Origin of the sequence: Enterococcus sp. FR204 (genome assembly GCF_031143325.1) — a bacterium.
GTDB classification, from domain to species: Bacteria; Bacillota; Bacilli; order Lactobacillales; family Enterococcaceae; genus Enterococcus_B; species Enterococcus_B faecium.
This window is the reverse complement of record NZ_JAKZIW010000001.1, coordinates 121,576-147,115: the sequence shown is the minus strand read 5'-3', so window position 1 is coordinate 147,115 and position 25,540 is coordinate 121,576. Positions and strand designations below refer to the sequence as shown.

Annotated in this window: 24 protein-coding genes, 1 tRNA gene, 2 pseudogenes and 1 riboswitch; of the genes and pseudogenes, 21 read left to right on the top strand and 6 right to left on the bottom strand. The window is 36.7% G+C overall.

The genetic code is table 11. From position 1 onward, the window contains the following. Positions 1-45: 45 nt before the first annotated feature. A complete protein-coding gene (locus RG571_RS00720) occupies positions 46-678 on the bottom strand; it encodes a hypothetical protein (protein ID WP_195193466.1) in 633 nt (210 codons plus the stop codon). A 147-nt stretch (positions 679-825) separates the two neighbouring features. After that, positions 826-1,368, bottom strand: coding sequence for a DUF2179 domain-containing protein (locus RG571_RS00715; protein WP_002289260.1), 543 nt, complete (start codon positions 1,366-1,368; stop codon positions 826-828). Positions 1,369-1,502: 134 nt separating this feature from the next. Between RG571_RS00715 and RG571_RS00710 the strand changes: the two genes are divergently transcribed. The 4 genes and pseudogenes from RG571_RS00710 to RG571_RS00695 all read left to right on the top strand — a co-directional run bounded on the left by RG571_RS00710 (position 1,503) and on the right by RG571_RS00695 (position 4,605). After that, positions 1,503-1,892, top strand: coding sequence for a hypothetical protein (locus RG571_RS00710; RefSeq protein WP_002297001.1), 390 nt, complete (start codon positions 1,503-1,505; stop codon positions 1,890-1,892). Positions 1,893-1,895: 3 nt separating this feature from the next. Beyond that, positions 1,896-2,660: an alpha/beta fold hydrolase gene (locus tag RG571_RS00705; RefSeq protein WP_002289259.1), complete on the top strand. Its 765-nt coding sequence runs from the start codon at positions 1,896-1,898 to the stop codon at positions 2,658-2,660. A gap of 128 nt (positions 2,661-2,788) precedes the next feature. Beyond that, complete coding sequence (locus RG571_RS00700; RefSeq protein ID WP_002289258.1) at positions 2,789-3,736, top strand: LacI family DNA-binding transcriptional regulator; 948 nt, start codon at positions 2,789-2,791, stop codon at positions 3,734-3,736. A gap of 129 nt (positions 3,737-3,865) precedes the next feature. Beyond that, positions 3,866-4,605, top strand: a pseudogene (locus RG571_RS00695) (hypothetical protein). Between the two features lie 297 nt (positions 4,606-4,902). On the opposite strand, the gene RG571_RS00690 reads toward RG571_RS00695, so the two are convergent. Then, positions 4,903-5,571 carry a YitT family protein gene (locus tag RG571_RS00690; RefSeq protein WP_079157998.1) on the bottom strand — a complete coding sequence of 223 codons (669 nt, stop codon included), beginning with the start codon at positions 5,569-5,571 and terminating at the stop codon, positions 4,903-4,905. Positions 5,572-5,704: 133 nt separating this feature from the next. Between RG571_RS00690 and RG571_RS00685 the strand changes: the two genes are divergently transcribed. The 8 genes from RG571_RS00685 to RG571_RS00650 all read left to right on the top strand — a co-directional run bounded on the left by RG571_RS00685 (position 5,705) and on the right by RG571_RS00650 (position 13,669). Then, the gene (locus tag RG571_RS00685) at positions 5,705-5,992 is read left to right on the top strand and encodes a hypothetical protein (RefSeq protein WP_002324669.1); all 288 of its coding nucleotides are present in this window, start codon (positions 5,705-5,707) and stop codon (positions 5,990-5,992) included. 415 nt (positions 5,993-6,407) lie between these two features. Continuing rightward, positions 6,408-7,946 (top strand): ABC transporter permease/substrate-binding protein, encoded by a 1,539-nt coding sequence (locus RG571_RS00680; protein ID WP_002289765.1) that lies wholly within the window; start codon positions 6,408-6,410, stop codon positions 7,944-7,946. Then, entirely contained in the window at positions 7,943-8,908 is a 966-nt protein-coding gene (locus RG571_RS00675; RefSeq protein WP_002289763.1) for an ABC transporter ATP-binding protein, read from the top strand. The genes RG571_RS00680 and RG571_RS00675 overlap by 4 nt, the downstream gene beginning before the upstream one ends. Beyond that, positions 8,895-10,217 carry an NAD(P)/FAD-dependent oxidoreductase gene (locus RG571_RS00670; RefSeq protein ID WP_002339395.1) on the top strand — a complete coding sequence of 441 codons (1,323 nt, stop codon included), beginning with the start codon at positions 8,895-8,897 and terminating at the stop codon, positions 10,215-10,217. The genes RG571_RS00675 and RG571_RS00670 overlap by 14 nt, the downstream gene beginning before the upstream one ends. Positions 10,218-10,279: 62 nt before the next feature. Next, a riboswitch (TPP riboswitch) is annotated at positions 10,280-10,384 on the top strand. Positions 10,385-10,457: 73 nt separating this feature from the next. After that, positions 10,458-11,201, top strand: a complete 744-nt coding sequence (locus RG571_RS00665; RefSeq protein ID WP_002297003.1) for an ABC transporter permease — start codon at positions 10,458-10,460, stop codon at positions 11,199-11,201. A 14-nt stretch (positions 11,202-11,215) separates the two neighbouring features. Next, entirely contained in the window at positions 11,216-12,208 is a 993-nt protein-coding gene (locus RG571_RS00660) for an ABC transporter substrate-binding protein (protein WP_002339393.1), read from the top strand. 11 nt (positions 12,209-12,219) lie between these two features. After that, on the top strand, positions 12,220-12,957 hold the full coding sequence (locus RG571_RS00655; RefSeq protein ID WP_131774376.1) for an ABC transporter ATP-binding protein: 738 nt from the start codon (positions 12,220-12,222) through the stop codon (positions 12,955-12,957). After that, positions 12,947-13,669, top strand: coding sequence for a TatD family hydrolase (locus RG571_RS00650; protein ID WP_131774377.1), 723 nt, complete (start codon positions 12,947-12,949; stop codon positions 13,667-13,669). The genes RG571_RS00655 and RG571_RS00650 overlap by 11 nt, the downstream gene beginning before the upstream one ends. A gap of 83 nt (positions 13,670-13,752) precedes the next feature. Here RG571_RS00650 and RG571_RS00645 read toward each other — a convergent pair whose 3' ends face one another. After that, the gene (locus RG571_RS00645; protein WP_258430419.1) at positions 13,753-14,376 is read right to left on the bottom strand and encodes a LysM peptidoglycan-binding domain-containing protein; all 624 of its coding nucleotides are present in this window, start codon (positions 14,374-14,376) and stop codon (positions 13,753-13,755) included. A 394-nt stretch (positions 14,377-14,770) separates the two neighbouring features. Between RG571_RS00645 and RG571_RS00640 the strand changes: the two are divergent. Both RG571_RS00640 and RG571_RS00635 read left to right on the top strand, forming a co-directional pair. Beyond that, positions 14,771-15,464, top strand: a pseudogene (locus RG571_RS00640) (DNA-directed RNA polymerase subunit omega). Between the two features lie 207 nt (positions 15,465-15,671). Beyond that, complete coding sequence (locus RG571_RS00635) at positions 15,672-15,962, top strand: hypothetical protein (protein ID WP_002295437.1); 291 nt, start codon at positions 15,672-15,674, stop codon at positions 15,960-15,962. Positions 15,963-16,227: 265 nt separating this feature from the next. Here RG571_RS00635 and fosX read toward each other — a convergent pair whose 3' ends face one another. After that, positions 16,228-16,638 (bottom strand): FosX/FosE/FosI family fosfomycin resistance hydrolase, encoded by a 411-nt coding sequence (fosX, locus tag RG571_RS00630; protein WP_010723919.1) that lies wholly within the window; start codon positions 16,636-16,638, stop codon positions 16,228-16,230. 990 nt (positions 16,639-17,628) lie between these two features. Here fosX and RG571_RS00625 point away from each other — a divergent pair. Then, positions 17,629-18,999 carry a DUF6056 family protein gene (locus RG571_RS00625; RefSeq protein WP_002295438.1) on the top strand — a complete coding sequence of 457 codons (1,371 nt, stop codon included), beginning with the start codon at positions 17,629-17,631 and terminating at the stop codon, positions 18,997-18,999. Between the two features lie 239 nt (positions 19,000-19,238). On the opposite strand, the gene RG571_RS00620 is transcribed toward RG571_RS00625, so the two are convergent. Continuing rightward, positions 19,239-19,322 (bottom strand) — tRNA-Leu (locus RG571_RS00620). Between the two features lie 54 nt (positions 19,323-19,376). Here RG571_RS00620 and RG571_RS00615 point away from each other — a divergent pair. The 6 genes from RG571_RS00615 (at position 19,377) to RG571_RS00590 (ending at position 25,484) form a co-directional block, all read left to right on the top strand. Further along, positions 19,377-19,556 (top strand): hypothetical protein, encoded by a 180-nt coding sequence (locus RG571_RS00615; protein ID WP_002303756.1) that lies wholly within the window; start codon positions 19,377-19,379, stop codon positions 19,554-19,556. 148 nt (positions 19,557-19,704) lie between these two features. Next, positions 19,705-20,922 carry a pyridoxal phosphate-dependent aminotransferase gene (locus RG571_RS00610; protein WP_002303757.1) on the top strand — a complete coding sequence of 406 codons (1,218 nt, stop codon included), beginning with the start codon at positions 19,705-19,707 and terminating at the stop codon, positions 20,920-20,922. A gap of 183 nt (positions 20,923-21,105) precedes the next feature. Continuing rightward, positions 21,106-21,942 (top strand): helix-turn-helix domain-containing protein, encoded by an 837-nt coding sequence (locus RG571_RS00605; protein ID WP_002339389.1) that lies wholly within the window; start codon positions 21,106-21,108, stop codon positions 21,940-21,942. 75 nt (positions 21,943-22,017) lie between these two features. After that, positions 22,018-23,166 (top strand): N-acetylglucosamine-6-phosphate deacetylase, encoded by a 1,149-nt coding sequence (gene nagA, locus RG571_RS00600; RefSeq protein WP_002339388.1) that lies wholly within the window; start codon positions 22,018-22,020, stop codon positions 23,164-23,166. 278 nt (positions 23,167-23,444) lie between these two features. Further along, positions 23,445-24,446, top strand: coding sequence for an AEC family transporter (locus RG571_RS00595; RefSeq protein ID WP_306702751.1), 1,002 nt, complete (start codon positions 23,445-23,447; stop codon positions 24,444-24,446). A gap of 18 nt (positions 24,447-24,464) precedes the next feature. Next, positions 24,465-25,484, top strand: coding sequence for a 2-hydroxyacid dehydrogenase (locus RG571_RS00590; RefSeq protein ID WP_002339386.1), 1,020 nt, complete (start codon positions 24,465-24,467; stop codon positions 25,482-25,484). The last annotated feature ends 56 nt before the right edge of the window (positions 25,485-25,540 follow it).

Genomic DNA, 25,540 nt, shown 5'->3' with positions numbered 1-25,540 from the left:
ATTGAAGTGTTTAAAACTAAAAAAGCATTTATGAAGTTGTAATAGTCAGGCTTCAAAATGCTTTTTATTTTGTTTGTTTTTTCTTTGCCACATAAATACACCTAGACTGACGATGAAGAGCATATCCAACAGATTTCCTGCGACTTGGATCGTCGAAGGGTTGGTCAGTGGCATTAAAGCAAGGACAAAAAAGGAAAACAAGCTGTAAATAAAACAGGTGACAGGAACTAATTGAAAGAAGAGCGGACATTTCAATTGGCTAAAAATGAGTGAAAAAATAAAATAAGTAAAAATGGATAAAATCACGACTAAACCATTCATGATAAAGAAGAAAAGCGTATTGTGATTAAACGAATAAAAAAGAATTGCTAAAAAAGAAAACGTTTTAAATGCAATCAATACGCTTGAAGCTTCGTTTAACGTACCAGGATGTCGATGAAAAAAATAGGCACCGAAATAAACAGAAAACAGTAAGCCGCAAAGAGAAGACAAAATCAAAAAAAACGGATTTTCTTCGGCTTCTGTGATATCAGAATGATCCAAAAGCAACCAGCCTAATGCACTAGAAGGCGCATGTGAGGTCTTAAGGTATGAATAACATAGAAAAAATAAGATCGTCAAAGTTGCAAAAAAAGAGCCTAAATGTAAAAAATTAGTGGTTCTACGTTGAATTTCCATAATATCTCCAAATTAAATTGATAAGTATATAAAGTATAATAACAAATTGATGAGTATATGTCGATGTTTTTTAATCAAAATAATAAATAAAAACTGTCTAACATTTAAAATTTAATTTAGATATTAGACAGTTTTTAAGTTTGTGAGTTATTTTCCTTGTCGTTTTCTCACTTTTTTAGTCCAGAAACCACCTGAAATATATTTTGGCTCATAAGAAATGATAAAAGCACGCTCTTCGATTTCTTTGATCAGGCGATACAGTTCACGTTCGCTTTTTCTAGGAGAAAGTATTTCGAGAACTAGCCGCTCACCTTCCAGCCCCATTGCAGAAGTCTGTGTCACACCATAACCGTGTTCTCTCAGTATACCCGGCAAACTTTTATCTTCTGCGCTATTTGCTGGCAAAATCGTTGTGACCATGATGTATCCTAATGCCAATTTGTCTTCAATCAAAATTCCGACACTGATACCTACTGCGTAACCTAACGCATAGACAAATAAATTCAGTGGATTATCTAAACGATCTAAAACAAGGGATAAGCCGACGATATAAATCGTGATCTCGACCATACTGACAAGTGGAGCAATCAGTCGATAGCCTTTCATTGTCAACATGAAACGTAACGTGTTCAGAGTGATATAAGCAAAATTAATGAGGAAGATCATCCCCAACATTTTTGGATCAATCATTTGTAAAACTCCTTTCATTTATATAACAACAATATCAAAGAAAATCGTAAGTGAAGAAAAATTGAAACTTTATACATACAAAAAAATGATAAAATGATTATAATAGAATTATAAAGATAGGTTAGGTGATTAAAATGAAAACGGTCAATCGTGTGTTTTGTGCCAGCCACGTGCTAAGTCTCCTTCTCAGTATATACTTAGGTGTCTATTCGATTCAACAGCCAATTGAGGTAGAGAACATTGTTTTTCAGATGTCGCTGACAGATGGTTTAATTTTAAGCGTTTTTTTCTTTTTGATACTGTTTATTGGTAATATTTTCGGTAGCGTTGCCAGTTTTTTGAATTTTTCTATTTATCCACTCCTTTCGCTAGCATTAGGAGTGGTGGGACTTTGTTCTCTGTGCTTATTTCCCGAGCCATTCAGTCCTGCATTTATATTATTTGGTACACTGAACCTGTTCCAGACAACTGTTGGAGCATGGTTGCTATGGCGATCAGGAAATTTAATGAAAATAGGTGAGTAACAATTGAATCCAATTATATTGAAACGTTCTGTCCATCATATTCCAGTGTTAGAAGTTGTTCTGAAAGAATTAAGAGAGGAACGTATTCCCGTTGTCATCTATTATCACGGATGGCAGACAAGTAAGGAGTTAGTTTTGACGCAAGGAAGAAAAATTGCGCAGCAGGGCATTCGTGTGATCCTGCCAGATGCGATGAATCATGGGGAGCGCAAACAGCCGGTTTCTTCTATTCCATCCTATACATTTTGGGATAGTATCTACGGAAATCTGTTTGAATTTGACACACTTATCAAGCATTTAGAAAAAAGAGGTCTTCTACATGATCAGCTTGCAGTTGGCGGGGTTTCGATGGGGGGAATGACAACATGCGCCTTGTTGGCTAAACATCCTCATATAGTAGCGGGCGTGTGTTTGATGGGTTCCCCTGCACCTTTGGAATATGGAAAAGAAATCGTAAGGCGCGCATCGGAATATAATTATGTCGTACCAAAAGACTATTTTGATTTGATTTCATGGGTTAAGAGCTATGATTTGTCATTGCAGCCGGAAAAGTTAGCTGGACGTCCTCTGTTCTTTTGGCATGGACAAGCTGACGAAAAAATTCCTTATATACAAACGGAACGATTTGTAGAAAAAAATCGGCATAAGTCTTACGGAAAAGAAATTGTTTTTCGTTCCTCAAAAACACAGCGACATATGGTACAAATACCACTAATGGAAGAAGCTTCCACTTTTTTAGCAAAAAATTTGATAAAAAAGTATAAATAATTGAAACGGAAAATCACTCATGACGATAGAGGATTTTCCGTTTTTTATTTTGGGCTATAATAAACTCTGTTAGGAAAATTTGGTATAATTGATAGTAAGAATGACAACATGTTAGAAAGGAAGAGAGCATGCCCACTTTAGCAGATGTTGCAAAACGTGCCAATGTTTCAAAAATGACGGTCTCTCGAGTCATCAATCATCCGGAACAGGTGACTGACGAATTGAAAGAGTTAGTTTTCTCAGCAATGGCTGAACTGGATTACCGTCCAAATATTGCTGCAAAAGCACTTGTCACGAATCGGTCGCAGATCATCAAATTATTTATACTGGAAGAAATCGACACAACTGAGCCCTATTACATGAATTTGCTGATGGGAATCGCTAAACGGATCGGTAAAGCGCATTATTCTCTCCAATTAGTTACAAATGATGCCTTCGACGTCGGTTCTTGTGATGGATACATCATCACAGGTGTCAGAAAAAAAGACTTCGATTGGATCGATCGTTTGGAAAAACCAGTTGTCTTGTTTGGGGAAAATTCTGAAGGATATGATTATGTAGACAGCGATAATGAATATGGTACAGCAAAAGCAACGCAATATGCCTTAGAAAGAGATTATCAAACGATTATTTATATCGGTATCGAAGTGGACGAGCCTTTTGAAATTTCAAGGGAAACTGGTTATTTATCTGTGATGAAGGAAGTTGATCTTCCTAGTAAAATCTTGCGATTTCCAAATCATTCGACAGAAGTAGAAAGATATATGACAGAAAACTGGGCAGATTTTACAGATAAAACTTGTTTTGTATGTAGTTCAGATCGGCTAGCACTAGGAGCAGTAAGAGGGATTATAAATGCTGGAGGACACTTGCCCGAAGAATTTGGTGTGATTGGATTTGATGGGGTATTTTTAGACCAAATCAGTTCACCTAAATTGACAACGATCAAGCAAGATATTATACGTATGGGTGAAGTATGTGGAGAAATGTTGTTAAAAAAAATAGAAGAAAAAGGGGCGAGTCAAGGTTATCGTCGTTTTTTTCCTGAACTAGTTATCAGAGAGACAACGAATTAAGTCTTATTACTATATATATATTTATGAAATTCATCGCTATTTTCTTAAAATAATCAGCGCATTGCTACTGAAAACAATGAATCTGTGCTATTATTGAGAAAAGTTCCATTTTTGAGAAGGATGGTTTGAATGAAAGAAATCAGACGAAAACATTTCCGTTTTCCTGCGTACGATGATGAATTAGGCGTAAAATTAACCAACGACAAGAAGCGAGTATTATTTGACGGACAAGAAGATCTTTTGACTGAACAGAATCAGTCCCCGTTTGAGCAGATGAAAGAATTTCATTTCACGAACACGAACACCGAGAAAATCCGTCGCAAGCGTCGTGCAACAAATGGATTGAAGTCAGCTCCGCGTAAGGAAAATTTGGAAAAGCATAAAGGAAAATTACCGGATTATACCGGCCATTACCAATCAGAAATCACATCGACAGGACGAAAAAAACTTTTTGGTGATTCCTCTCGTTCTGTCAGACAAAGTGAAACAAGGACAGAGTCCAAGCATACTACACGAAACGCATCTGTTGACACGAAGGTGCGGGAGCGTTCTTATTTTGTTCCTAAATATGTACCCGCATCGATTATCCCAGACCCTAGAGAAAGCAAAATTTCTGAGGATCATTTAATCGAATCGATGAAAAAAACGGATGACTCTTATCTGTTGTTCGATACAGAACCGACGCCGTATCAAGAAAAAAGAAATGGTGAGCCGTCTGTACGAACATTCAATCGAACAAAAACGTTAGAGGAAACAAAGCAGTCAGAAGAAAAAAATCGAAAAAAAGCCATGGTATCTTAGAACGCTCATTACAAGGATTGATCGATGATCAAGGAAACTCTTTGGGAGAAAATAGCTATTTTAAATAAGTGATATACAAATTTATATTCGGCTACAGTTGGAAAGGAAACGCTGCGGCGTTTCCTTATTTTATACTCTATCCGAAAGTTTATATCGTATCCTCAGATTTTTTTGAGTTTAAGCGAATTTTTTCTCCCAATAAGTAAGAAAATAATGGCAAAATAAAAAAACAAACTATTTTCGCAGATCGTTTGCAAAAATAGTTTATTTTTTATTTTTTTATAAAGAAGATTTTACTGAATAATATCATTTTAGTTTACATAATGATATTTCTGTAAATTAAACAAAGTAGTGAAAAATAAGAATCAGTGCTCTAACTGTTCAAGAGGATCAAGTGGTTCAAATGTTTCTGTAGTCTGTTTTGCTTCCAATTGGGGCAAAACAGATCCAATTTCCAGATACTTCACTTTATTCAATGTATAAGATAGAATAGAACAGCTAAGTAATGTATACAGAAAATGTGTGAGATCCAAGTAAAGCAAGGAGACAACTAAAATACCAAAAGTAATCAAGAAAAGACTTTTGCCAATCTTAATATGAAAATATTTTTCAATGGCTTGATAAATGATATCTGTTCCGCCTGTGCTTCCGCCGAATCGAAAGACGAGACCGCAACCAATGCCAGAAAGAATACCTGTCATCAAACTATTGATCAGTAGACTATCTACAGCAAAATGTATATGAAGGCTCTCCCATAAATGTAAAAAGAAAACTAGCGCAAATGTTCCGACGATCGTCCGGAGAAAAGCGTGTTTTCCAAAAAGAAACAATGAGATAAGCAATAAAGGTAAATTAAAAAGCAGTGAAGTGACAGAAGGAGCGAATCCAAAAAGATTATGCAAAAGCAAAGCAATACCAGTAACCCCACCATCTGCCAGCTTAGATGGAATATTGATTCCTGTCACAGCTAATCCGTAGATTCCTGCGCCTAAAATGATTCCGCACAATTCTGTAAATAAATTTATTTTTTTCATTTCTAGCCTCTTTTCTTTTGAAAATTTTCAGCAACTTCTTTATTATACTGACTTATACTCTTACTTCAAGAGGAAAATGAAAAAAAATTATTTTTGGCTGTTTCTTTTTATTTATCAAATAAGGAGTGGAAAAATGCGAGCAGCAGACTTATTGACAATTCTTACAAAATCACCCAAAAAAACAGAGTATAAAGGAGTTTTTTTGGCTCAAGAACAAAAACTGGTGCCTGTGACAATGGTCCAGATAAATAAAGCAAATCAATTTATCTTTTTATTTGAACACGGCAAAGCACCACTTGCTATGAAAGACATCTTTCTTTTTTTGATGAAGAACCGTGAGAAAGCTGTTTATTATCAGTCAAAAGAAGAACTCATTCCGCTTTATGGAGTGAAAGAGATAGAAAATAAAGTGGTGATATAAGTAAAAATAAGAAAACAAGACGTTTATGATGTCAAAACAACCGTTTTTTACATTTTTGGCAAAAAAGTGTCATGATACAGTATAATATTCGTTGAACAGGCCAATAAAGGTGTTCTCCCCCACGAGATTTCTACTTTATTGGCTGTTTCTTTTTATTAAAATAAAAGTTGTGTGTGTAAAAAAGATATAGCTGATTCCAAGTGACAATTTCGTATAGATTTTTATGGTATTCGTAGTGAAAAAACGAGAACCAAAAAGTTGATCCGACTTTGTTGCTTGGATTCTTTTTTTGTCAGCATATTTAGAGGTATTTTTTTCTTTTTTTTGTTCGTGCTGTAAGGTTAAGGCAAGACAAGTTAGTTGGGAAAAAGGAAAGAAATGTTTATACTTAAAGAATAACAGAAAGGAAGGTCGCATGAATAATTTTATACAAACATTAAGTGAAAGAAAAGGCGAGTTGCTGGAAGCTGCATTTCAACATCTGTCCATTTCTCTCATTTCTTTGCTGATTGCAGCACTGATTGCTATTCCTTTAGCGATTTGGGCAGCCAATCATAAAAAAATGGCAGAAGTCTTATTGCAGATCACGGGTGTGCTCCAAACGATTCCTTCACTTGCCTTATTAGGTTTACTTATCCCATTTGTAGGGATCGGAACTGTTCCAGCATTGATTGCACTTGTTATTTACGCTTTGCTTCCGATTTTCCAAAACACGTATATTGGTCTAGCTGAAATTGACCCGTCTATTGAAGAAGCAGCGGTAGCATTTGGTATGTCCAGAATGAGACGCTTGCTGAAAGTAGAGCTTCCCATCGCATTACCTGTCATTATCTCAGGTATCCGAACTGCCTTAGTTTTAATCATCGGTACGGCTACTTTGGCAGCATTGATCGGAGCAGGTGGATTAGGGACATTTATTTTGTTAGGTATTGACCGAAATACACCTGTTTTGACATTGATTGGTGCGATCAGTTCTGCCTTGCTTGCCATTATATTCAGCGGACTGATTCGTTGGTTGCAGCATAAGAAACCTCGATATTCCATCATTACTTTAGCAGCAGTGGTGTGTTTATTTGGCGGCGTTTCTTTATATCAGTCTGCCTTGTTTAAAAATGAAACCATCACGATTGCTGGAAAATTAGGAGCGGAACCTGAAATCCTGATCCAAATGTATAAAGAATTGATTGAAGACAACACAAAAACAGAAGTTGAATTAAAACCGAATTTTGGCAAGACGAGTTTTTTGTTCAATGCACTGGATCAAGGTCAAATCGATATCTATCCTGAGTTCACAGGTACTGTCCTAGAAAGCTTGGTGAAGGTACCTGAAGCAATGAAAAGTGCTGATTTGACAAAAGAAAAAACATATGACGAAGCAGAAGAATTATTGAATAAGCAATTCGATATGACATTATTAAAACCAATGGCTTACCAAAATACGTATGCCTTGGCAGTCAAGAGATCTTTTGCGAACGAACATCAACTTAAAAAGATTTCCGATTTGGCAGCTATCTCTGATCAGATCAAAGCGGGATTCACACTGGAATTTATTGATCGTTCAGATGGATATAAAGGAATCCAAGAAGCATATGGCTTGAATTTTTCAAGTGTACAAAGCATGGAGCCAAGTTTGCGTTACCAAGCAATCAATAATGGAGATGTCAATATTGTGGATGCCTATTCCACAGATAGCCAGCTCAAGGAGTACGATCTAGTGACTCTAGAAGATGATCGAGGGTTATTCCCAGCTTATCAAGGCGCACCGCTGATGAAAAAAGATTTTGCTAAAGAACATCCTGAAATCGTTAAAGCACTGAATAAATTAAGCGGAAAAATAACAGAGGATCAAATGATTGATATGAATTACCAAGTCAATGTCGAAAAGAAAAAGCCGACAGAAGTAGCACGAATCTTCCTGAAAAATGAAGGATTAGTAAAGGAGGAAGATCAGTGACTAAATTAATCGAGTTCAAACATGTGCAAAAAAAGTATGATGGAAAGTATGTCATCGATGACCTAAATCTGGCAATCAAAAAAGGAGAAATCTTTGTTTTGGTTGGTCCTTCCGGTAGTGGAAAAACAACTACTTTGAAAATGATCAATGGATTATCTAAACCATCAGCAGGAGACATCTACTTCAAAGGAAAATCGTTAAATGAATATAATCTGCAGAAAATGCGGTGGAATATGGGATATGTGCTGCAGCAAATCGCTTTGTTCCCGACCATGACAGTCAAGCAAAATATTGAAGTCATCCCTGAAATGTTAGGTTGGGAAAAGCAGAAAAGAGCAGACCGTGTAGATGAACTTCTTCAAAAAGTTGGCTTATCTCCTGATATTTATCGAGATCGTATGCCTAGAGAGTTGTCTGGAGGAGAACAGCAACGGATCGGGATCATCCGAGCTATTGCTGCAAGCCCAGATGTGATTTTGATGGACGAGCCATTTAGCGCATTAGATCCGATTTCAAGAAACTCATTACAAGAATTGGTTTTGTCCTTACACGAAGAATTGGGCACGACCATCGTTTTCGTTACGCACAATATGGAAGAAGCAATCAAGCTAGGTGATCGTATTGCATTTATGAAGGATGGAGAAATTATCCAATGTGACACACCAGAGCAGTTATTGATGAATCCTAAAAACGACTACGTTCGGCATTTCTTTGATGAACCGAAACAGACGAAAGAGTGGCGAGTAGAAGATTTAGTCGTCAATGGATATTTCTTAAATGAAATACCAGAAAATGCTCGTCAACAAGTTTGCTTTGATACGCCTATGAAAGAAGTATATTCGCTTCTTTCGGTGTATCCAAGCATTGTGATAGTAGAAAAGCAAAGAAGTATTGGGTCGCTGACAAGTAAAGAAATCTTTGCTTTTTTAAGTCGAGAGGAGGAAGGAAATGAAAACATATGATGCAATCGTCATCGGTTCAGGTGTGAGTGGCTTAAGTGCTGCTTATGGATTGAAAGAAGCAGGTAAAACAGTACTAGTGGTCGAAGAAGATCTATGGGGCGGGACTTGTCCTAACCGTGGATGTGATCCTAAAAAAGTCTTGTTAAGTGCAGTAGAGGCACGTAATCGGGTAAAACAATTGAGTGGAAAAGGTTTTAACGAGATCCCAACTGCCAACTGGGAAGAACTTCAAAAATTCAAACGAACATTTACGGATCCAGTCCCAGAAAGCCGAAAAAAACAATTAGCAGAAGCTGAAATCGATCATCTTTCAGGAACCGCTCGTTTTTTGGATGATTCATCTATTGAAGTCAACGAAGAAGTCTTCCATGCGGATTACTTTGTTTTGGCAACCGGGCAAAGACCTACGATCTTACCAGTGGAGGGAAAGGAATACTTGAAAACTAGTGCAGACTTTTTATCATTGCCTGTACTGCCTAAAGAAATCATTTTTATCGGTGGTGGTTATATTGCTTTTGAGCTAGCTACGATTGCCAATGCTGCAGGGAGCAAAGTAACCATTGTCCATCATAATCAACGGCCATTAAAAGAATTTGAGGCGTCTTTGGTAGAGGAAGCCGTCCATCAAATGGAAGCATCTGGCATTCAGTTTGCTTTTGATGTTGAAACCCAAAAGATCATTTCAGAAGGTACTCGCTATCGTTTAGTCGGAAAAGAGATGGAATTAGTAGCAGATATGATTTTTTGTGCGACTGGGAGACAGCCGAATACAGAATCTTTAGCACTTGAACAAGCGAATGTCGTCTTTGATAAACACGGAATTGCAGTCAATGATTATCTGCAAACGAGCAATCCAAAAATTTTTGCGTGTGGAGATATTGTTTCAAGGAAAACCCCCAAATTGACACCAGTCGCCACTTTTGAAGGAAATTATGTAGCTAAGCGGATAACGGATGCAACAAGCGAACCTATCAAATATCCGATTATACCTACGATTGTCTATGCCAGTCCTAAACTTGCTGAAGTAGGAGTTACAAAAAGTCACGCCTCTTCGTCAGATCAAGTGGTAGAGATGGATCTTACCAGTTGGTTCACCTATCATCGTGTCAATGAACCAGTTGCTAAGGCTGAATTGACCTTTGACCAGCAAAATTATTTGATTGGTGCTGCAGTGATTAGCGAGCAAGCAGACGAATTGATCGATGATTTGACACTAGTCATCAATCAAAAATTGACTAAAAAAGAGTTGGATAGCTATATCATGGGGTATCCGACATTGGCAAGTGATCTCTCCTATTTATTGAAATAATCAGCATGATAACTAAAGCGCTTGTTGCTTTTTCCTTCTTGTGCTACACTTTAAAAAATGAATACCTGTTTCTGGGGATGTCGTAGACGACATGAGAGTAAGTTGTGAACTTAGACCCATTGAACCTGTCAGTTAATACTGGTGAAGGGAGAAACATAGCAGACGCTTGAAGCGGGTTACTATGTCGTGCCCATTTCAAGCGTTTTTTGTTATTCATATTAGAAGAAAGGAGGTAACAAAATGAAGAAAAATCTTTATCCAGCAGTCAGTATGGCATTCATTTTAATTATTTGGCAGATTGTTGTCATAGTTTGGAAAATACCTGCCTTTATTTTACCCGGACCTGCTGCTGTATTTTCTGCATTAGCGGCAGATGCACAAGTATTACTTTCCCATTCTGTCACGACATTAAATGAAGCAGTGCTTGGTTTGGTAATAGCTAGCGTTCTTTCTTTTATTACTGCCTTGGCAATGGATTATTGGAAGTTTTTAGAAATGTCTTTTTATCCGTTACTAGTGATTTCACAAATGTTGCCAATCATGGTGTTAGGGCCATTACTTACCCTATGGTTTGGTTTCGGTATGCTTCCAAAAGTGATCCTTGTTGTCTTGATAAGCTATTTTCCGATCGTAGTTTCTTTTTCGGATACATTGAGGAAAGTATCAAAAGAGCAAATCATCTTTTTGAAAACGATGGGGGCAGATACAGGGAAGATTTATCGAATATATAAAATACCAGCGGGTTTATCCGGCTTCTTTTCCGGTTTAAAAGTGGCTGCTACTTATTGTGTCAGCGGAGCAGTCGTTGGAGAATGGCTAAGCGCTCAAGCAGGCTTAGGGTATTACATGATACGCGTAAAAAACAGCTACCAGATCGATAAAGTTTTTGCTGCGATCATTTGTGTCATTCTATTGAGTTTATTGCTGAATGGCGCTTGTTCATTATTGAAAAAAGGGTATTATCGTATGCTTTATATTTTTTAAGAGAAGGGGATCAAATGAAAAAATTATGGCTTTTATTACCGCTACTGTTGCTTTTATCCGCTTGTGGCACTGCAAAAGAAACAAGTAGCAAACAAGAAACAAAGGATTTGAAAAAAGTGACACTTGTTTTGGATTATGTACCGAATACTAATCATACTGGCATCTACCTAGCAAAAGAAAAAGGCTATTATAAAGAGGCTGGTTTAAATGTCCAAATCATCGAACCAGGAGATAATTCGACAAGTATTGGTCTAGTAGGTGCGGACAAAGCACAATTTGGCGTAAGTTATCAAGAAGATGTCACTTATGCTCACGCAGATGGACAGAATATACCAGTCAAAGCAATTGCTACAGTGATCAAACATAATACTTCTGGATTCGCCACCCTATCAGACAGTAACATCCATTCACCAAAAGATTTTGAAGGAAAAACATATGCAGGTTGGCAAAGTCCAAGTGAAGAAGCTGTCTTAAAAGCTGTGATGGAAAAAGACGGCGGGGACTTTTCAAAACTGACAATGGTAGGAAGCAATGGAGAAGGGCCAGAAAGCTTAGGAAAATCCTCAGATATCCAATGGTACTTTGAAGGTTGGGATATGATCAAAGCAAAAGAAGCGGGTATTGAACTAAACTATATCCCATTGAAAGAATTAGATGAACGGTTAGATTACTATACTCCGGTAATTATTACGAATGATCAACTGATCAAAAGTGATCCAGAATTGGTACAGTCTTTTATGGATGCCACGAAAAAAGGCTATCAGGAAGCTATTAAGGATCCAAATGACAGTGCTAAACTGTTGCAAAAATATGCAAAAGAAAATGATCGGACGTTTTTAGAAGAATCACAAGCATTCTTGTCAAAAAATTATACGGATGATCCTGAGAATTGGGGATTGATGGAAGAAAAAGTTTGGCGCAATTATACAGCTTTTATGCAGGAAAACGGATTGATCAAGCAAGATGTACCTTCGCAAGAACTATTCACTAATCAGTTTATAAAATAGGAGTGATAGATATGTCAATCCAAATCAGCCACTTGAATGTAGTCATTGAAAACCTGAAAATATTAGAAGACATCCATTTCACTATCCCTAAAGATACCTTTACATCGATTGTCGCGCCAAGCGGAGCCGGTAAGTCAACATTGCTGAAAACTTTAACAGGAGTCCAGCCTATGACTTCTGGAACGATCAAAGTAGACGATCAAAAAGTAACTGGTCTCCATACAGCATTTAGTTATATGCCGCAAGAAGATATGTTACTTCCTTGGCTGAGCGTCTATCAAAACGTTACGTTATATCAAAAAATCAATCATCTAACAATCAATGAAGAACAAGTAAGGGATTATCTGGATATCTTTGGGTTAAACGGCTATGAACATTTTTTGCCGGAACAATTATCTGGCGGGATGAAGCAGCGAACGGCCTTGTTACGAACAATCATGAATCCTTCTTCTTACTTGCTTCTTGATGAACCATTTGGAGCGTTAGATGCTATGACCAGAGGGCAGATGCAAGACTGGATGTTGAAGCTGCCTAAAAAAGCAAAGCGGACTACTTTACTTGTGACGCATGATATCGAAGAAGCAATTTATTTATCAGACAGGATTCTTGTGCTTTCCGCCCGTCCGGCACATGTGATTGCTGAGATTCCAGTGCCTGAAAAACGACGGTCACGTGAATGGCTACTGCAGCAATCAGAGTTGAAGCAAACGATTTATCAGTTATTGGCAGGTGAATTAGATGTTAAGTGATGCTCATTGTCATTTAGATGGGAGTCAGAGTTTAGCACTCCTTCAGCAGGAACACACGATTTTGACGATCATCAATTGTGATTCGCCAGAAGAATGGAAGGAAAACAGACAGCTTGCAGCAAGTAAGACTCAAGCCTTAAGTTACGGTATCCATCCTTGGAAAGCAGATAGCTATACGTTTGAACAAGTTGAGCCTTTTTTGAAAAAAGCAAGGATCATCGGTGAAATAGGGTTAGATAATATTTGGACGAATGTACCGATGACTACACAAAAAAAAGTATTTGAGCGACAGCTTGCTTTTGCAGCCATAAATGAGAAACCTGTTGTACTGCATACAAAAGGATGCGAAAAAGAGATCTTAAATTATATCCAAGCTTACCCTAATCACTATTTGATCCATTGGTATTCTTCTTTGGACTATCAACAAGACTATATTGATTTAGGCTGTTATTTCAGTATTGGTCTTGATTTGAAAAAGAATCCAGCAGTCTGGCAACTAGCTAAAGCAGTCCCAATCGACCACTTACTTATTGAAACGGATGGACTACATGCAGCAGAGTGGGCTTTAGGGGGGATTCTTTCAGAAAAAGATTATGTCTCACTGCTTGAAGAACAGTTAAAGACAATCGCTGAGATCAAAGAGCTATCAGTTGAAGAAGTTAAAAAAAATACTTATCAAAACTTGGAACGTTTCATTAGATTAGGTAAATAAAAAAGAGGTGTGACACAACTAGTGTCGCACCTCTTTTTGGCTTTCTTTATATAAAAGTAAACCGTTCGATTAATAAATGAATCTTAGTACCAACCGTTTGCTTCCCAGAATGCTTTCGCCGCTTCCCAAGAACCATAACGTGAAGCAACATATTGTTCTGCCACTTTTTCTTGGTTCGCAGCAGAGTAGTCACCATTTAAGTAAGAAGAATCTAGTTGGTAACGCCCGATGTAACGTCCGTTCGTTGCTGTGTAAGAACCGCTTGATTCTTTTTGTGCGATCCATTCTTTTGCAGAGCTTGTGCTTGCTGGAGTAGCAGCAGTTTCTGTTACAGCAGGAGCAGCTTGTGTTTCAGCAACAGGCGCTGCTTGTGTTTCCGTTTGAACCGTTTCTTGTACAACAGGTTGTTCAGCTTGGACTGGTGCTTCTTGAACGGCTGCTTGAGGTTCAGCAGCTGCTTGTGCAGGGCCTTCTGTTGGGATTGTTAATTGTTGTCCTGAGTAAATCAGGTTAATATCAGAAATTGAATTTGATTCTGCAATGGCATTGATCAAGGAGTTATCACCAACGTATTTTTGAGAAATCGTTGATAGAGTATCACCTGATTGAACGGTATAAGCTTCGTCCGCATGAGCAGTCGTTCCCATGAAGAATGCAGCGCCGGCAGCCAAAGTTGTTCCAAAAAGTAAAGTTTTAAGTGATGTCATGAAAAATCTCCTTTATTCGTTAAAAAGTTTTATTTGTTGTGTTCAACGAGGAATACTTTAACACGTGAAAATATTTCATAGGTAAAAGAAGCATGACAATTTATGACAAATCCACGTTTTTTGTAATAAATACAGTAATCTATGAAATGAAAAGGGTTACGTTTAATAAAACTTGCTTTTTTGTTTTTGTTCACCATAAATATTTATTTAAGAAAGTATTAACCTGCATTTTTCTCTATAAAAAAGATTTTTTAAATAGATAAAAAAGGAGGATTAAATGAGTATTTGATAGTATTTATATTAAAATTACATATGTAATTTAAAAACGCTTGACATTGTGTTTGAGATCACTTACCTTTAGTATGTAAAAGTATTGGATTAAGGAGCTATGCAAATGAAAAAGAAATTTATTACTGGTGGGATTGTCGTTGCATTTCTATGTCTAATTGGCTACACAGGCACGCGGTACGCAAAATGAAATTATTTTGTGGGGTGGAGAGACAGATATTGATACAATCAATGAGAATCTGACACAGCTTGATCATACATTGACAGATAAAGAGCAAGCGATTACAGATCTTACCGCTCGACTAGCACAAAAAGAACAGACATTGCAAGATTCAAAGGCAGATGTCCAAGAATACCAAACAAAAGTAAATGAATTAGAAAACCAAAAAAATCAATCGGCAGCAGAAAAACAAAACTTAGAAAGTCAATTAGTCAGCAAGGATGCACAACTACAAAGCAAACAAAATGAAATCAATGTCAAACTAGATGAGATCAACCAAAAAAATGATGAAATCAATCATCTGAATGCAGATTGGACAGCAAGACTACAAGAAGCACAAGCAAAACTTTCAGAATTACAAAATACTGTAAATGGTTTGAACCAACAAATCGCAACACTTACACAAGAAAAAACAAATGTAGAAACTCAGTTAACAGATACACAAAAGAAATTAGACGAAGCAACTGCTGAAAACTCAAGCTTGAAACAATATATTCAAAAGTTAGAAAAAGCAAAAGATGAAGTGGAAGATACAGCTGATAAATCTCAGCAAATTGTTGAAGAACATTTGCGTAAATAATCTTTCTTAACAAGTAAACCTAAATTAGTAAAGAAGCAACAGTAATCTATACTGCTGCCTCTTTTTTTTAGTACATGTCCTTCATCTTCGCAGGAAGTGCCAATATGATTTTAAGAAAGGTAATAGACAAAAAGTCAACAAGATAAAACAGAGTTTCTTCTTTACAAAGGGAATGTATGTTCGTATAATGGTATTGAGGTGAAGGTTATGGAGAAAAAATATGGAACAGTAGATAAGATCCGTACTTTGCAAGTCAGTGCCAGACCGTTGATCCGTTTCAGTTTAAATGGGGTCAATTGTTTGATTGCTTCCCATAGTTTGAACTTCCTAGCTGAAGTAGACGAAGGGATGAAGTTAGTCGTTACAGGTTATTATAATAATAGAAAGCAATTTGTTGTGAGATCCTATCATGTGTTAGGGAAACCCAAAATTGTGGTAGAATATGAGAAAAGTCTATACCCAAGAAAAAAGGTCCGACAAGATGAAAGAATAAACTAGAAAACAAGCGGCTGAGACAAAAATGTCCTAGCCGCTTGTTTTGGAAAGATGGATGCAGACGATGGGATTTGAACCCACACGAGCATACGCTCACAAGAACCTCAATCTATATACAACTACATGTATTTAAGTATTTGTGATGAATCACTAAACTTTACAAACTCATTTGAGGGATATTGCTTAAAGATTGAACAGATCAATTCGAAGCCCTATTAGTATTCGCTCAATGGGGGGATCAGAGGCCATAAAAAGCGACTAGTCATTACTAGTCGCAGGTAGTGGAATTGTAGGATTTTAAACGTTCCTGGAGAGTACCGGTATGTAACTCGAAGAGGTGATTATCATAGTCGTAAAAGTAAATTGAAGAAGCCTCGCCTTTCACACGAGAACGTCCTGGTTCGACAGTTAAACCTAACATTTGGATTTTTGAGACAAACGAATCTATATCTTGTTCGTCAATTTTAAAAGCAATATGATTGTATGTCTTTGGCAGTTTATTCGACGAATTCTGCATTACTGCAATCCATAGGTCCTTAACTAAGAAAAATTTTTCTGGATATAATGAAAATTTTTTTTGTTGACTATCGTAGATTTCTTTTGCATCAAATAAGGTATTTAACAATACAGAAGTTTTATTTAAGTCTTTAACAATTAACGTAATATGAGAAATTTCCATATCAAACCTCCTCTTTTTATCGATTCTAACATAGGGTCAATTTGATGAAAAGCTTTTAATTTTATTGTTTTAAAAGTTATTTCAAAAGAAAAATATGGAAGCAGAATGAGCGTTCAAGACAGTATTTCATCTATATGATCTAAGAGATAAATCGCTTAAAAAGTGTATTTCAAGAAGTGAAAAGAAGCCATTTCTTAATTCATAAGTGAGAAAAATATAGCATTATATCTATCCGCAGCAGGCGTCAATCTTGAAATTAAACGATTAAAAAAGCAAAATAACCGACTGCAAAAAATAGAGCGTTGTGGCGAAAGGAGTGTACGTAAACTACCTGTATATAAGTTGCAGTTATATATTAGATCACTCGTTGAATGGTTTTTTATGTCGTATAAATGGCTTAATAACGTGCCTACTGACAGGGCATTATGGCTGTAATCTTACTTTGCAGTTCCTGCAGCAATCACTGCTCAAATGCAAGACTACTTTATTCACAGTTTAAAAAATACTACGATAATCCCGCATTGAAACCTGATAGCAGTACTGAAGATCAGAGCCTTGATGATAAAGTATCAGCAAGCACGCTAACGCATCAAGGAAACGTTTATGGCAAACTAGATATTTCAAAAAAGTAATAGACAAAACAGTTCGTGTGGCTGGCTGGTTCTCGACAAACCACAAGGTGTAGTTGGAACTTATGTTTACGTACTTTTGATAGAACACGGAACACCTAAAGAATTAACGTGTATTTAATCTCAAGCGACTGCTCGGCAAGACATCAAAAAGGCATACGGAATCAATGTGGCGATGCAATCAGTCAAACGATGAAGGTGTAGTGAAGGATGTGCGATTTCTGATATTCATTTGACGATATATTCAGCCCACACATGAGGGGATACATATAAGTATTTAAAAGATAACTTTTAAGTTATCTTTAAGTAATGCTTAAAGCTATGTTATACTCTATTAGGAAATATAAGAAGGAGTATAAAAATGAACAAACATAATAGAAAAATAACGAATAACAAAGAACTGATCTTGTTACTAATAGGGATTTGGGGTATCTTTTTACTCTTTAATATGTATATGCCGACTATGAGAGCGGATGACGTAGTTTATGCAAGTAGATTAGATGAACTTGGCTATTTGGGTGCTTCGATAGAACATTATAAGACATGGAGTTCAAGAATTATTATAGAACTATTCTTAATGTTCTTTTCTAAACACTTTATGCTATGGAAATTATTAAATTCTACGATTATGTTAGGAATTGTAGTATTACTTTGCAAGTATGTTTTTGAGAAAATAAATGTTAAAAATTTATTATTGGTTTGCTCTATATACTGTTTAATACCATTGACAGTAATGGGGGAAACCGGTTGGAGAGCAACCACCTTGAACTATCAGTGGCCAGTAGCATTTAGTTTACTAACTTTTTATCCGTTTTTTCAACTCTTAAGAGGAGAAGAAATAAATAGAAAAATATATTGGGTAAGTATTCCTTTATTGATATTTTTAACTAATCAAGAACAAGTCAACGCCTGTTTTTTTGTTCTAACAAGTATAGTTAGTTTATATTTGATTGTCAATGGACGATATAATTATAAGTTATCAGTATTTTCAATAATAAGCTTAGCAGAATTAATTTTCTCTTTGACAACTCCAGGGAATGCATTACGTGCTGCACATGAAATTAATAAATGGTTTCCTGAATATAAAAATTTCAACTTTCTTAATAAGTTAGATTTAGGTATTTCATCATTTGGAAAGCCGTTTTTTTTAGACATGAATATCTTATTTTTATTGCTATTTTTCTTAATTTTCCTTCTAACATATAGGAAATGTCAAAACTATTATGTGCGTATATTGACTGCATTACCGTTTTTCTTAAACCTGATTATTTATTTTGGTAATACAATGGGTCAAAGCTTTACTTACGTCAATGGAAATAAAAGGGCAATGATTTGGAGTAGTAGTAACCTGAATAATCTCTTTACAGAGTTAGGAACGAAACTGTCACTTTTTTATCCAGGTACTTGGATAGCTACTTTAGTAGTCTTGGCATTATTACTATGTTTAATTGTTGGAATTTATTTAAGTTTTGACAATAAGAAAACTTCTATTTTTTTAGTTATTTTGATGATAATGGGATTTTGTTCAAGGTTAATTATGGGATTTTCTCCCACAGTATGGGCTTCCGGAATGCGGACGTACTATATACTTTATGTTGTTATCGCCATCTTAGTACTAATGGCAGTTAAAGAGCTAATGAAAAGCATGAGTGTACAAAAAAATGAATTTATGCAATTTGGATTAACCGTGCTTGGTATTTGTACCTTTATAATAACGGTGATAAACAGATAATATACAAAAAATCCCTCGCTTTAGTATTAGGTGAGGGATTTTACTCGTTTTTCGATTAATTGTTTTAACACTTGCAAGTTTCTACGAGTAGCTTGTTTCCGACCTTCATATACTCACCTCAGGCTGTTTACATGATTGTACGTTCTTTTTGTAAAGGATACAGTGATATGTATATAATGGCATAAAGAAACGTTCAAACAAAAAAACTCGTGAAGCAAAATTAACTTCACGAGTTGTAGTGCAGATGATGGGACTCGAACCCACACGAGCTAACGCTCACATGACCCTCAATCATGCTTGTCTGCCAATTCCAACACATCTGCGTAATAATAACACACTAATGATAGCGAGGTTTTACATAGTTGTCAAGCTCAAAAATGGGAGGACTTATTAAGATGGAGAAATATGACGGAGAATTTTCAGGACTGGGAATGATCTTAGGTGTATTGATTGGACTTGCATTCGGACGTTTTTTGCTTGGTTTTATGCTAGGAATCATTTGTGGAATTGCAATGGATTGGGCAGCGAATCTATGGAATGACTATCATGACAATTAAGTTCTCAACGCTTGTTTGTGTTTTTTTAATACTTACGTTTTTCCTAAATAAGTGGCAAAATTTTCTAGGATGGAGTATGATATTGAAATAGTAAATAACAAAAAATTTGGAAAGTTCTAACTTTTTGAAATGAGGGATTGGCTAAGTGATGAGAGAATTTGAAAAATCCAACAAATTAGAAGGTGTCAGTTACGATGTTCGCGGTCCCGTTCTAGAAGAAGCGGAGCGGATGCAAGAAGAGGGCATTAGTATTTTAAAATTGAACACGGGAAATCCCGCACCTTTTGGATTTGAAGCACCAAACGAAGTCATTCGTGATTTGATCATGAATGCCCGTGACTCAGAAGGCTACTCAGATTCCAAGGGGATCTTTTCTGCTAGAAAAGCAATTGAGCAATATTGCCAACTGAAACATTTTCCGAATGTGACGATCAATGATATCTACACCGGCAACGGAGTGAGCGAATTGATCACGATGTGTATGCAGGGGTTGCTGGACAATGGAGATGAAGTACTGGTTCCAATGCCGGACTATCCGTTGTGGACGGCTTCTATTGCATTAGCTGGAGGCACACCTGTTCATTATATTTGCGATGAAGAGGCAGAATGGTATCCTGATATTGATGATATCAAATCAAAAATAACGAGTCGGACAAAAGCTATTGTTATCATTAATCCTAATAATCCTACTGGGGCACTTTATCCAAAAGAATTATTAGAAGAAATCGTTGAAGTAGCTCGACAAAATAACCTGATTATTTATTCCGACGAAATCTATGATCGCTTAGTGATGGATGGTCTAGAACATATTCCGATTGCTACATTAGCGCCTGATTTGTTCGTTGTTACGCTGAACGGTCTATCCAAATCTCATCGTGTAGCAGGATTTCGAGTAGGCTGGATGGTCCTAAGTGGAGATAAGTCACACGTCAAAGGCTATATAGAAGGGCTGAATATGTTGTCCTCCATGCGTTTGTGTTCCAATGTATTGTCTCAGCAAATTATCCAAACCGCGCTAGGCGGTTATCAAAGTGTCGATGAGCTGCTCCTGCCAGGCGGAAGGATCTATGAACAAAGAGAATATATCTATAATGCAATCAATGATATTCCTGGTCTTTCAGCCGTAAAACCAAAAGCTGCTTTTTATATATTCCCAAAAATTGATACAAAGCGATTCAATATTTTGGATGATGAAAAATTCGTTTTGGACTTTTTACATGAACATCATATTCTACTTGTACATGGTGGTGGATTTAATTGGAACCAGCCAGATCATTTTCGAATCGTTTATCTTCCTAAAATGGATGATTTGAAACAAACAGCTAAGAAAATGAGAGAATTCCTAGCAACCTATCGCCAAAAATGATTTTAAAAACCAAATTTTTCAGTAGGAGGGCCACAGACAAACACACTGAGGCTCTCTTTCTAGTGGAGTTTTCTTAAATAACTAAAGTATATTATTTAGTTGCAAGTCTTTTCTTGAAGTTTGCGACTTCCTAAAGTAAAATACGAATAGAATGCGAATACGCATATTTTGGGGAGGATACTTATGGAAACGTTAATCGAGTCCTTTGGAACGATCATTAAAGAGATTCGAAAAGAACAAAAAATGACGCAAAAAATGCTTTCGCAAGATATTTGTTCACAAAGTGTATTAAGTCGGATCGAAAATAATGAGGAACTGCCGAATGTATTGGTGATGATGCAGATTTGTCAACGGCTAGGGGTAACGATTGATCATGTGATGAATCTCTCTCGAAAAACTACTCGGACAAACGATAAATTATTTGAACTGTTGGATAGTTGTTTCCAAAAACGTGATTATCGCAAGTTAGAACAAGTACTAAAATCTTCTGATATTTCTGAGAATCTGTATCAAGCAACTGACTTTCAACGCTATTATTATTATCTCGGTGTTTGTGAATTCACGTTGCGTCAAAATATTTCTCAGTCTCTTTATTATTTAAAAGAAGCATTAAGCTACTCTAGCCAAAAAGAAAGAATCCATGTTTCTGACACAGAAATACAACTGATTAGTTGTATCGGAAAAATATATGGTGTGGCAGGAAAAACTGCTGAAGCCCGCTACTATTTGAGTCGAAGCATCCAACTGCTGCATCAATCAGCTGATGAACGATTAAAAAGTGAATTTTCGCAAATTTTTTATAATTATGGAAATTTCTTATTCCATCAAAATGAAATTGACGAAGCACTAGAGCAAGTGAACCAAGGAATCTATTGGGCTCAAGAGAAAAATAGTTACTATTATCTCAATGATTTATTTGTGCTTAAGAGCTTGATATACAAGCGTAAAGAAGAACCAGAAAGAGCAGCATTTTATGAAGGATTGGCACAAGCTGTGAAACAAATTTCAAAAAATCTATAAATGGTGTAGACCATTCTTGACTTCTTCTCTAAATAAGAGTACTTTAGAGGTAGAAAAACAAAGGGAGAGAATAGAATGAGAACTTTTATCTATGCTGACAAATTCTTTTTAGCGTCAGGTGTCAAACATGCAGGCTATCTTGAAATTACCGATGGACTTTTTGGTGAATACACGAAAGAACTACCTGAGGGAGAAGTCAACATTATTGACCAAAGTGGCAAATGGATTGCTCCTGGTTTGGTAGATACACATATTCACGGCTATATGAATCATGATGTAATGGACAACGATGCAGAAGGTATCAAAGTGATGTCTGAAGGTCTATTATCTTGTGGAGTGACTTCATTTTTACCAACAACATTGACGTCAAGCAAAGAACGTTTAAAAGATGTAGCTGAGACAATCGGCAAAATGTATCAGGAAGCACCAGGAGCTAAAATCAAAGGAATCTATTTTGAAGGTCCTTTCTTCACGGAAGAACACAAAGGCGCACAAAACCCAAGTTACTTTGGTGATCCTGATTTGGATACTTTCCATGAATGGCAAGAAGCTTCAGGCGGTTTGATCAAAAAGATTGCTTTAGCACCAGAACGTCAAGGTGTGGAAGAGTTTGTCAAACAAGTGACTGAAGAAGGAGTAGTTGTTTCTCTAGGACACAGTAATGCTACACTAGAAGAAGCGCAAAAAGCTGTTGAAGCAGGCGCAAGTGTATTTGTCCATGCTTTCAATGGTATGCGTGGATTGAATCATCGCGAACCAGGTATGGTGGGTGCGTTATTATCTTTAGAACATGTCTTTTCTGAATTGATTTGTGATGGCCATCATGTACATCCAAATGCTGCGGGAATCCTAATGGAAAAAGCAGGACATGATCATGTCGCATTAATTACAGACTGTATGATGGCCGGTGGGATGCCTGATGGATATTACAATTTAGGCGAATTTCCAGTAGTAGTAAAAGAAGGAACAGCACGTCTAGAATCTGGCAACTTAGCTGGAAGTATATTGAAATTGAAAGAAGCAATTAAAAATGTTGTAGACTGGGGATTAGCAACACCAGAACAAGCAGTCATGATGGCTAGTCTGATTCCAGCAATCAGCTGTAAAATCGATGATACATGTGGAAAAATCGCTCAAGGACGCGATGCAGACTTTATCGTATTGAACCCTGATATGACATTGGAAGCAACTTATCTAGATGGCGTGGAACGTTTCCACGCATAATATAATTTAAGTTAACCTTAAAACTAAACTTCTTAAGTTTAGTTTTAAGGTTTTTTTTGCGTTCTAGTAAAAATCACTTTACATAAGTTTCAAAAGTTTCTTTAATTTCCTATTGTTCAATAAGTAACAATGTAAAGATAAAATTAAAAATGTTAATACGTATTAGCAAAATAAAAGCGTTTTTTTATTGTGAATAAATAAACATAATTAGGGGGAGAAAGATGAACTTATTTGACATTTTTCGATCGACTTTGACAGATATGTCGATTGTCAGTGCAATCACTTCAACAGTTTTTATTATATTATTAGGGTTTGTTTGTAGAAAAAAGGAGATTTTTTCTGAATCTGTTGGAAAAATTCTATCGAAAGTCGTCTTAACAGTGGCTTTGCCAGCACTGGCATTTCGAGCTTTCATGCAAGATATCAATACAGAATTACTGATGCAAGGAATCAATGTCTTGATTTGGGGATTAGTTATTTATATTATTCTTATTCTAGTTTCAAAACCTTTTTTCTTAAGCTATAAAGGGGATAAGCAAACAACGTTGCGTGTCCTGACGATCTTTGGTTCTACGACCTTTTTCGGAACGCCTATCGTCAGTGCGATTTATGGTCCTGTCGGCGTGATGTATTCCTCAATTTTCAATATTGGCTACCGAATCTTTTTGTATTCTTATGGATACATAAAAATGAGTGGCTTGAAGATGGAAGCTAAAAATATCAAAGCGATGTTCGTCAATCCAATCATTATCGCTACTTTTGCCGGCCTTTTCATTTGGCTGTTCCAAGGGTATCTGCCACAAGTGTCAGTTACAGGTGCAGAAGGAGAGATAAGCCAAGTAGCGTTTTTGCGAATTGACCAGACTGCACCGTGGCTATTTCAGCCGATGGATTATTTAGCTGGTTTAAGTTCACCATTGGCGTGGCTAGCAATCGGCGCAACATTAGGTGAAGTAAGCTTCAAAAAAGCTGCATCTGAAAAAACTTCATGGTATTACAGTCTAGTCAAAGTGGTATTTGTACCTGCATTGAATATCGTGATTCTAGCAGTTTTGACGGCAACGAATATTCTACCAGTCAATTTTGAAGCACTGGCAACAATCGTTATTATGATGGCTACACCAGCTGCAACAGTGGCAGCAGCCTATGCTATCAGTTTTGATAGGGAGGCACTTTTAGCCTCCAATGCATCCTTACTGTCAACTATTTTTGCTGTGGTACTGACACCTGTATGGATCGTTGTATTACAAATGATTCATGGCATAGGTTTATTTTCATAAGAAATGGAGGAAGAAAGTATGAGAATCGCATGTTACGGTGTTCGTCCGAACGAGATAGATTTTTTTGAAAAATTGAATATTTACCATTATGATCTCAGTCTTTATGAAGAACTGTTGACACATGACAATATCGTGTCAGCAAAGGAACATGATGCTGTATTGTTGAGGGGAAATTGTATAGCAGATGAGACCAATCTTGCAAAAATGCAGGAATATGGGATTCGTTATGTTTTTACACGGACTGTGGGAGTCAATCATATCGATCTACAAGCGGCAGCTGATTTTGGTATGACAGTAGCCCGTGTACCATCGTATTCGCCAAATGCGATAGCAGAGTTATCTTTGACTTTTGCCATGATGCTTTTGAGAAATACTGCGTATACGACGATCCGAACATCTTTCAAAGATTTTCGAGTGGATGAGCAAATGTTTAGTCGTGAAATCAGAAATTGCACAGTAGGGATCATAGGAACAGGCAGGATAGGGTTGACGGAAGCTGTCTTGTTTAAGGGACTAGGAGCCAAAGTGATCGGCTACGATATTCATCAGACAGAAGCTGCTAAAAAAGTATTGACGTTCCACTCGCTTGAAGAGTTATTAGCCAAAAGCGATATTGTCAGTATTCATGTACCTCATATCCCAGGTGAAAACGATCAAATGATCAATGAAGGATTTTTAGCTCAAATGAAAAAAGGCAGCATCTTGATTAATACAGCCCGTGGAGAGCTTCAAGATAATGAAGCTATTTTAAGAGCTTTGAAAAGCAATCATTTAGCTGGTTTTGCAACCGATGTTTTTGCAAATGAAACAGAGGTTTTTTTCCGATCCTTCAAGCCATGGGAGACGATTCCAGACCCTGCTATCCAGCAATTAGTAGAAATGTACCCTAGAGTTCTTGTAACCCCGCATGTAGGTTCAAATACAGATGAGGCATTATCAAATATGATTTCGACAAGTTTCGAGAACTTTCGTGAAATAATAGAAACTGGAAAAACGAAAAATGAGGTATCTCTTCCTAAAGCCCGTCAATTAAGATAAGAAAACATGGATATTCGTCAATAAAATGTTTAAAAATAGTCCAAGTAAACAGTTGT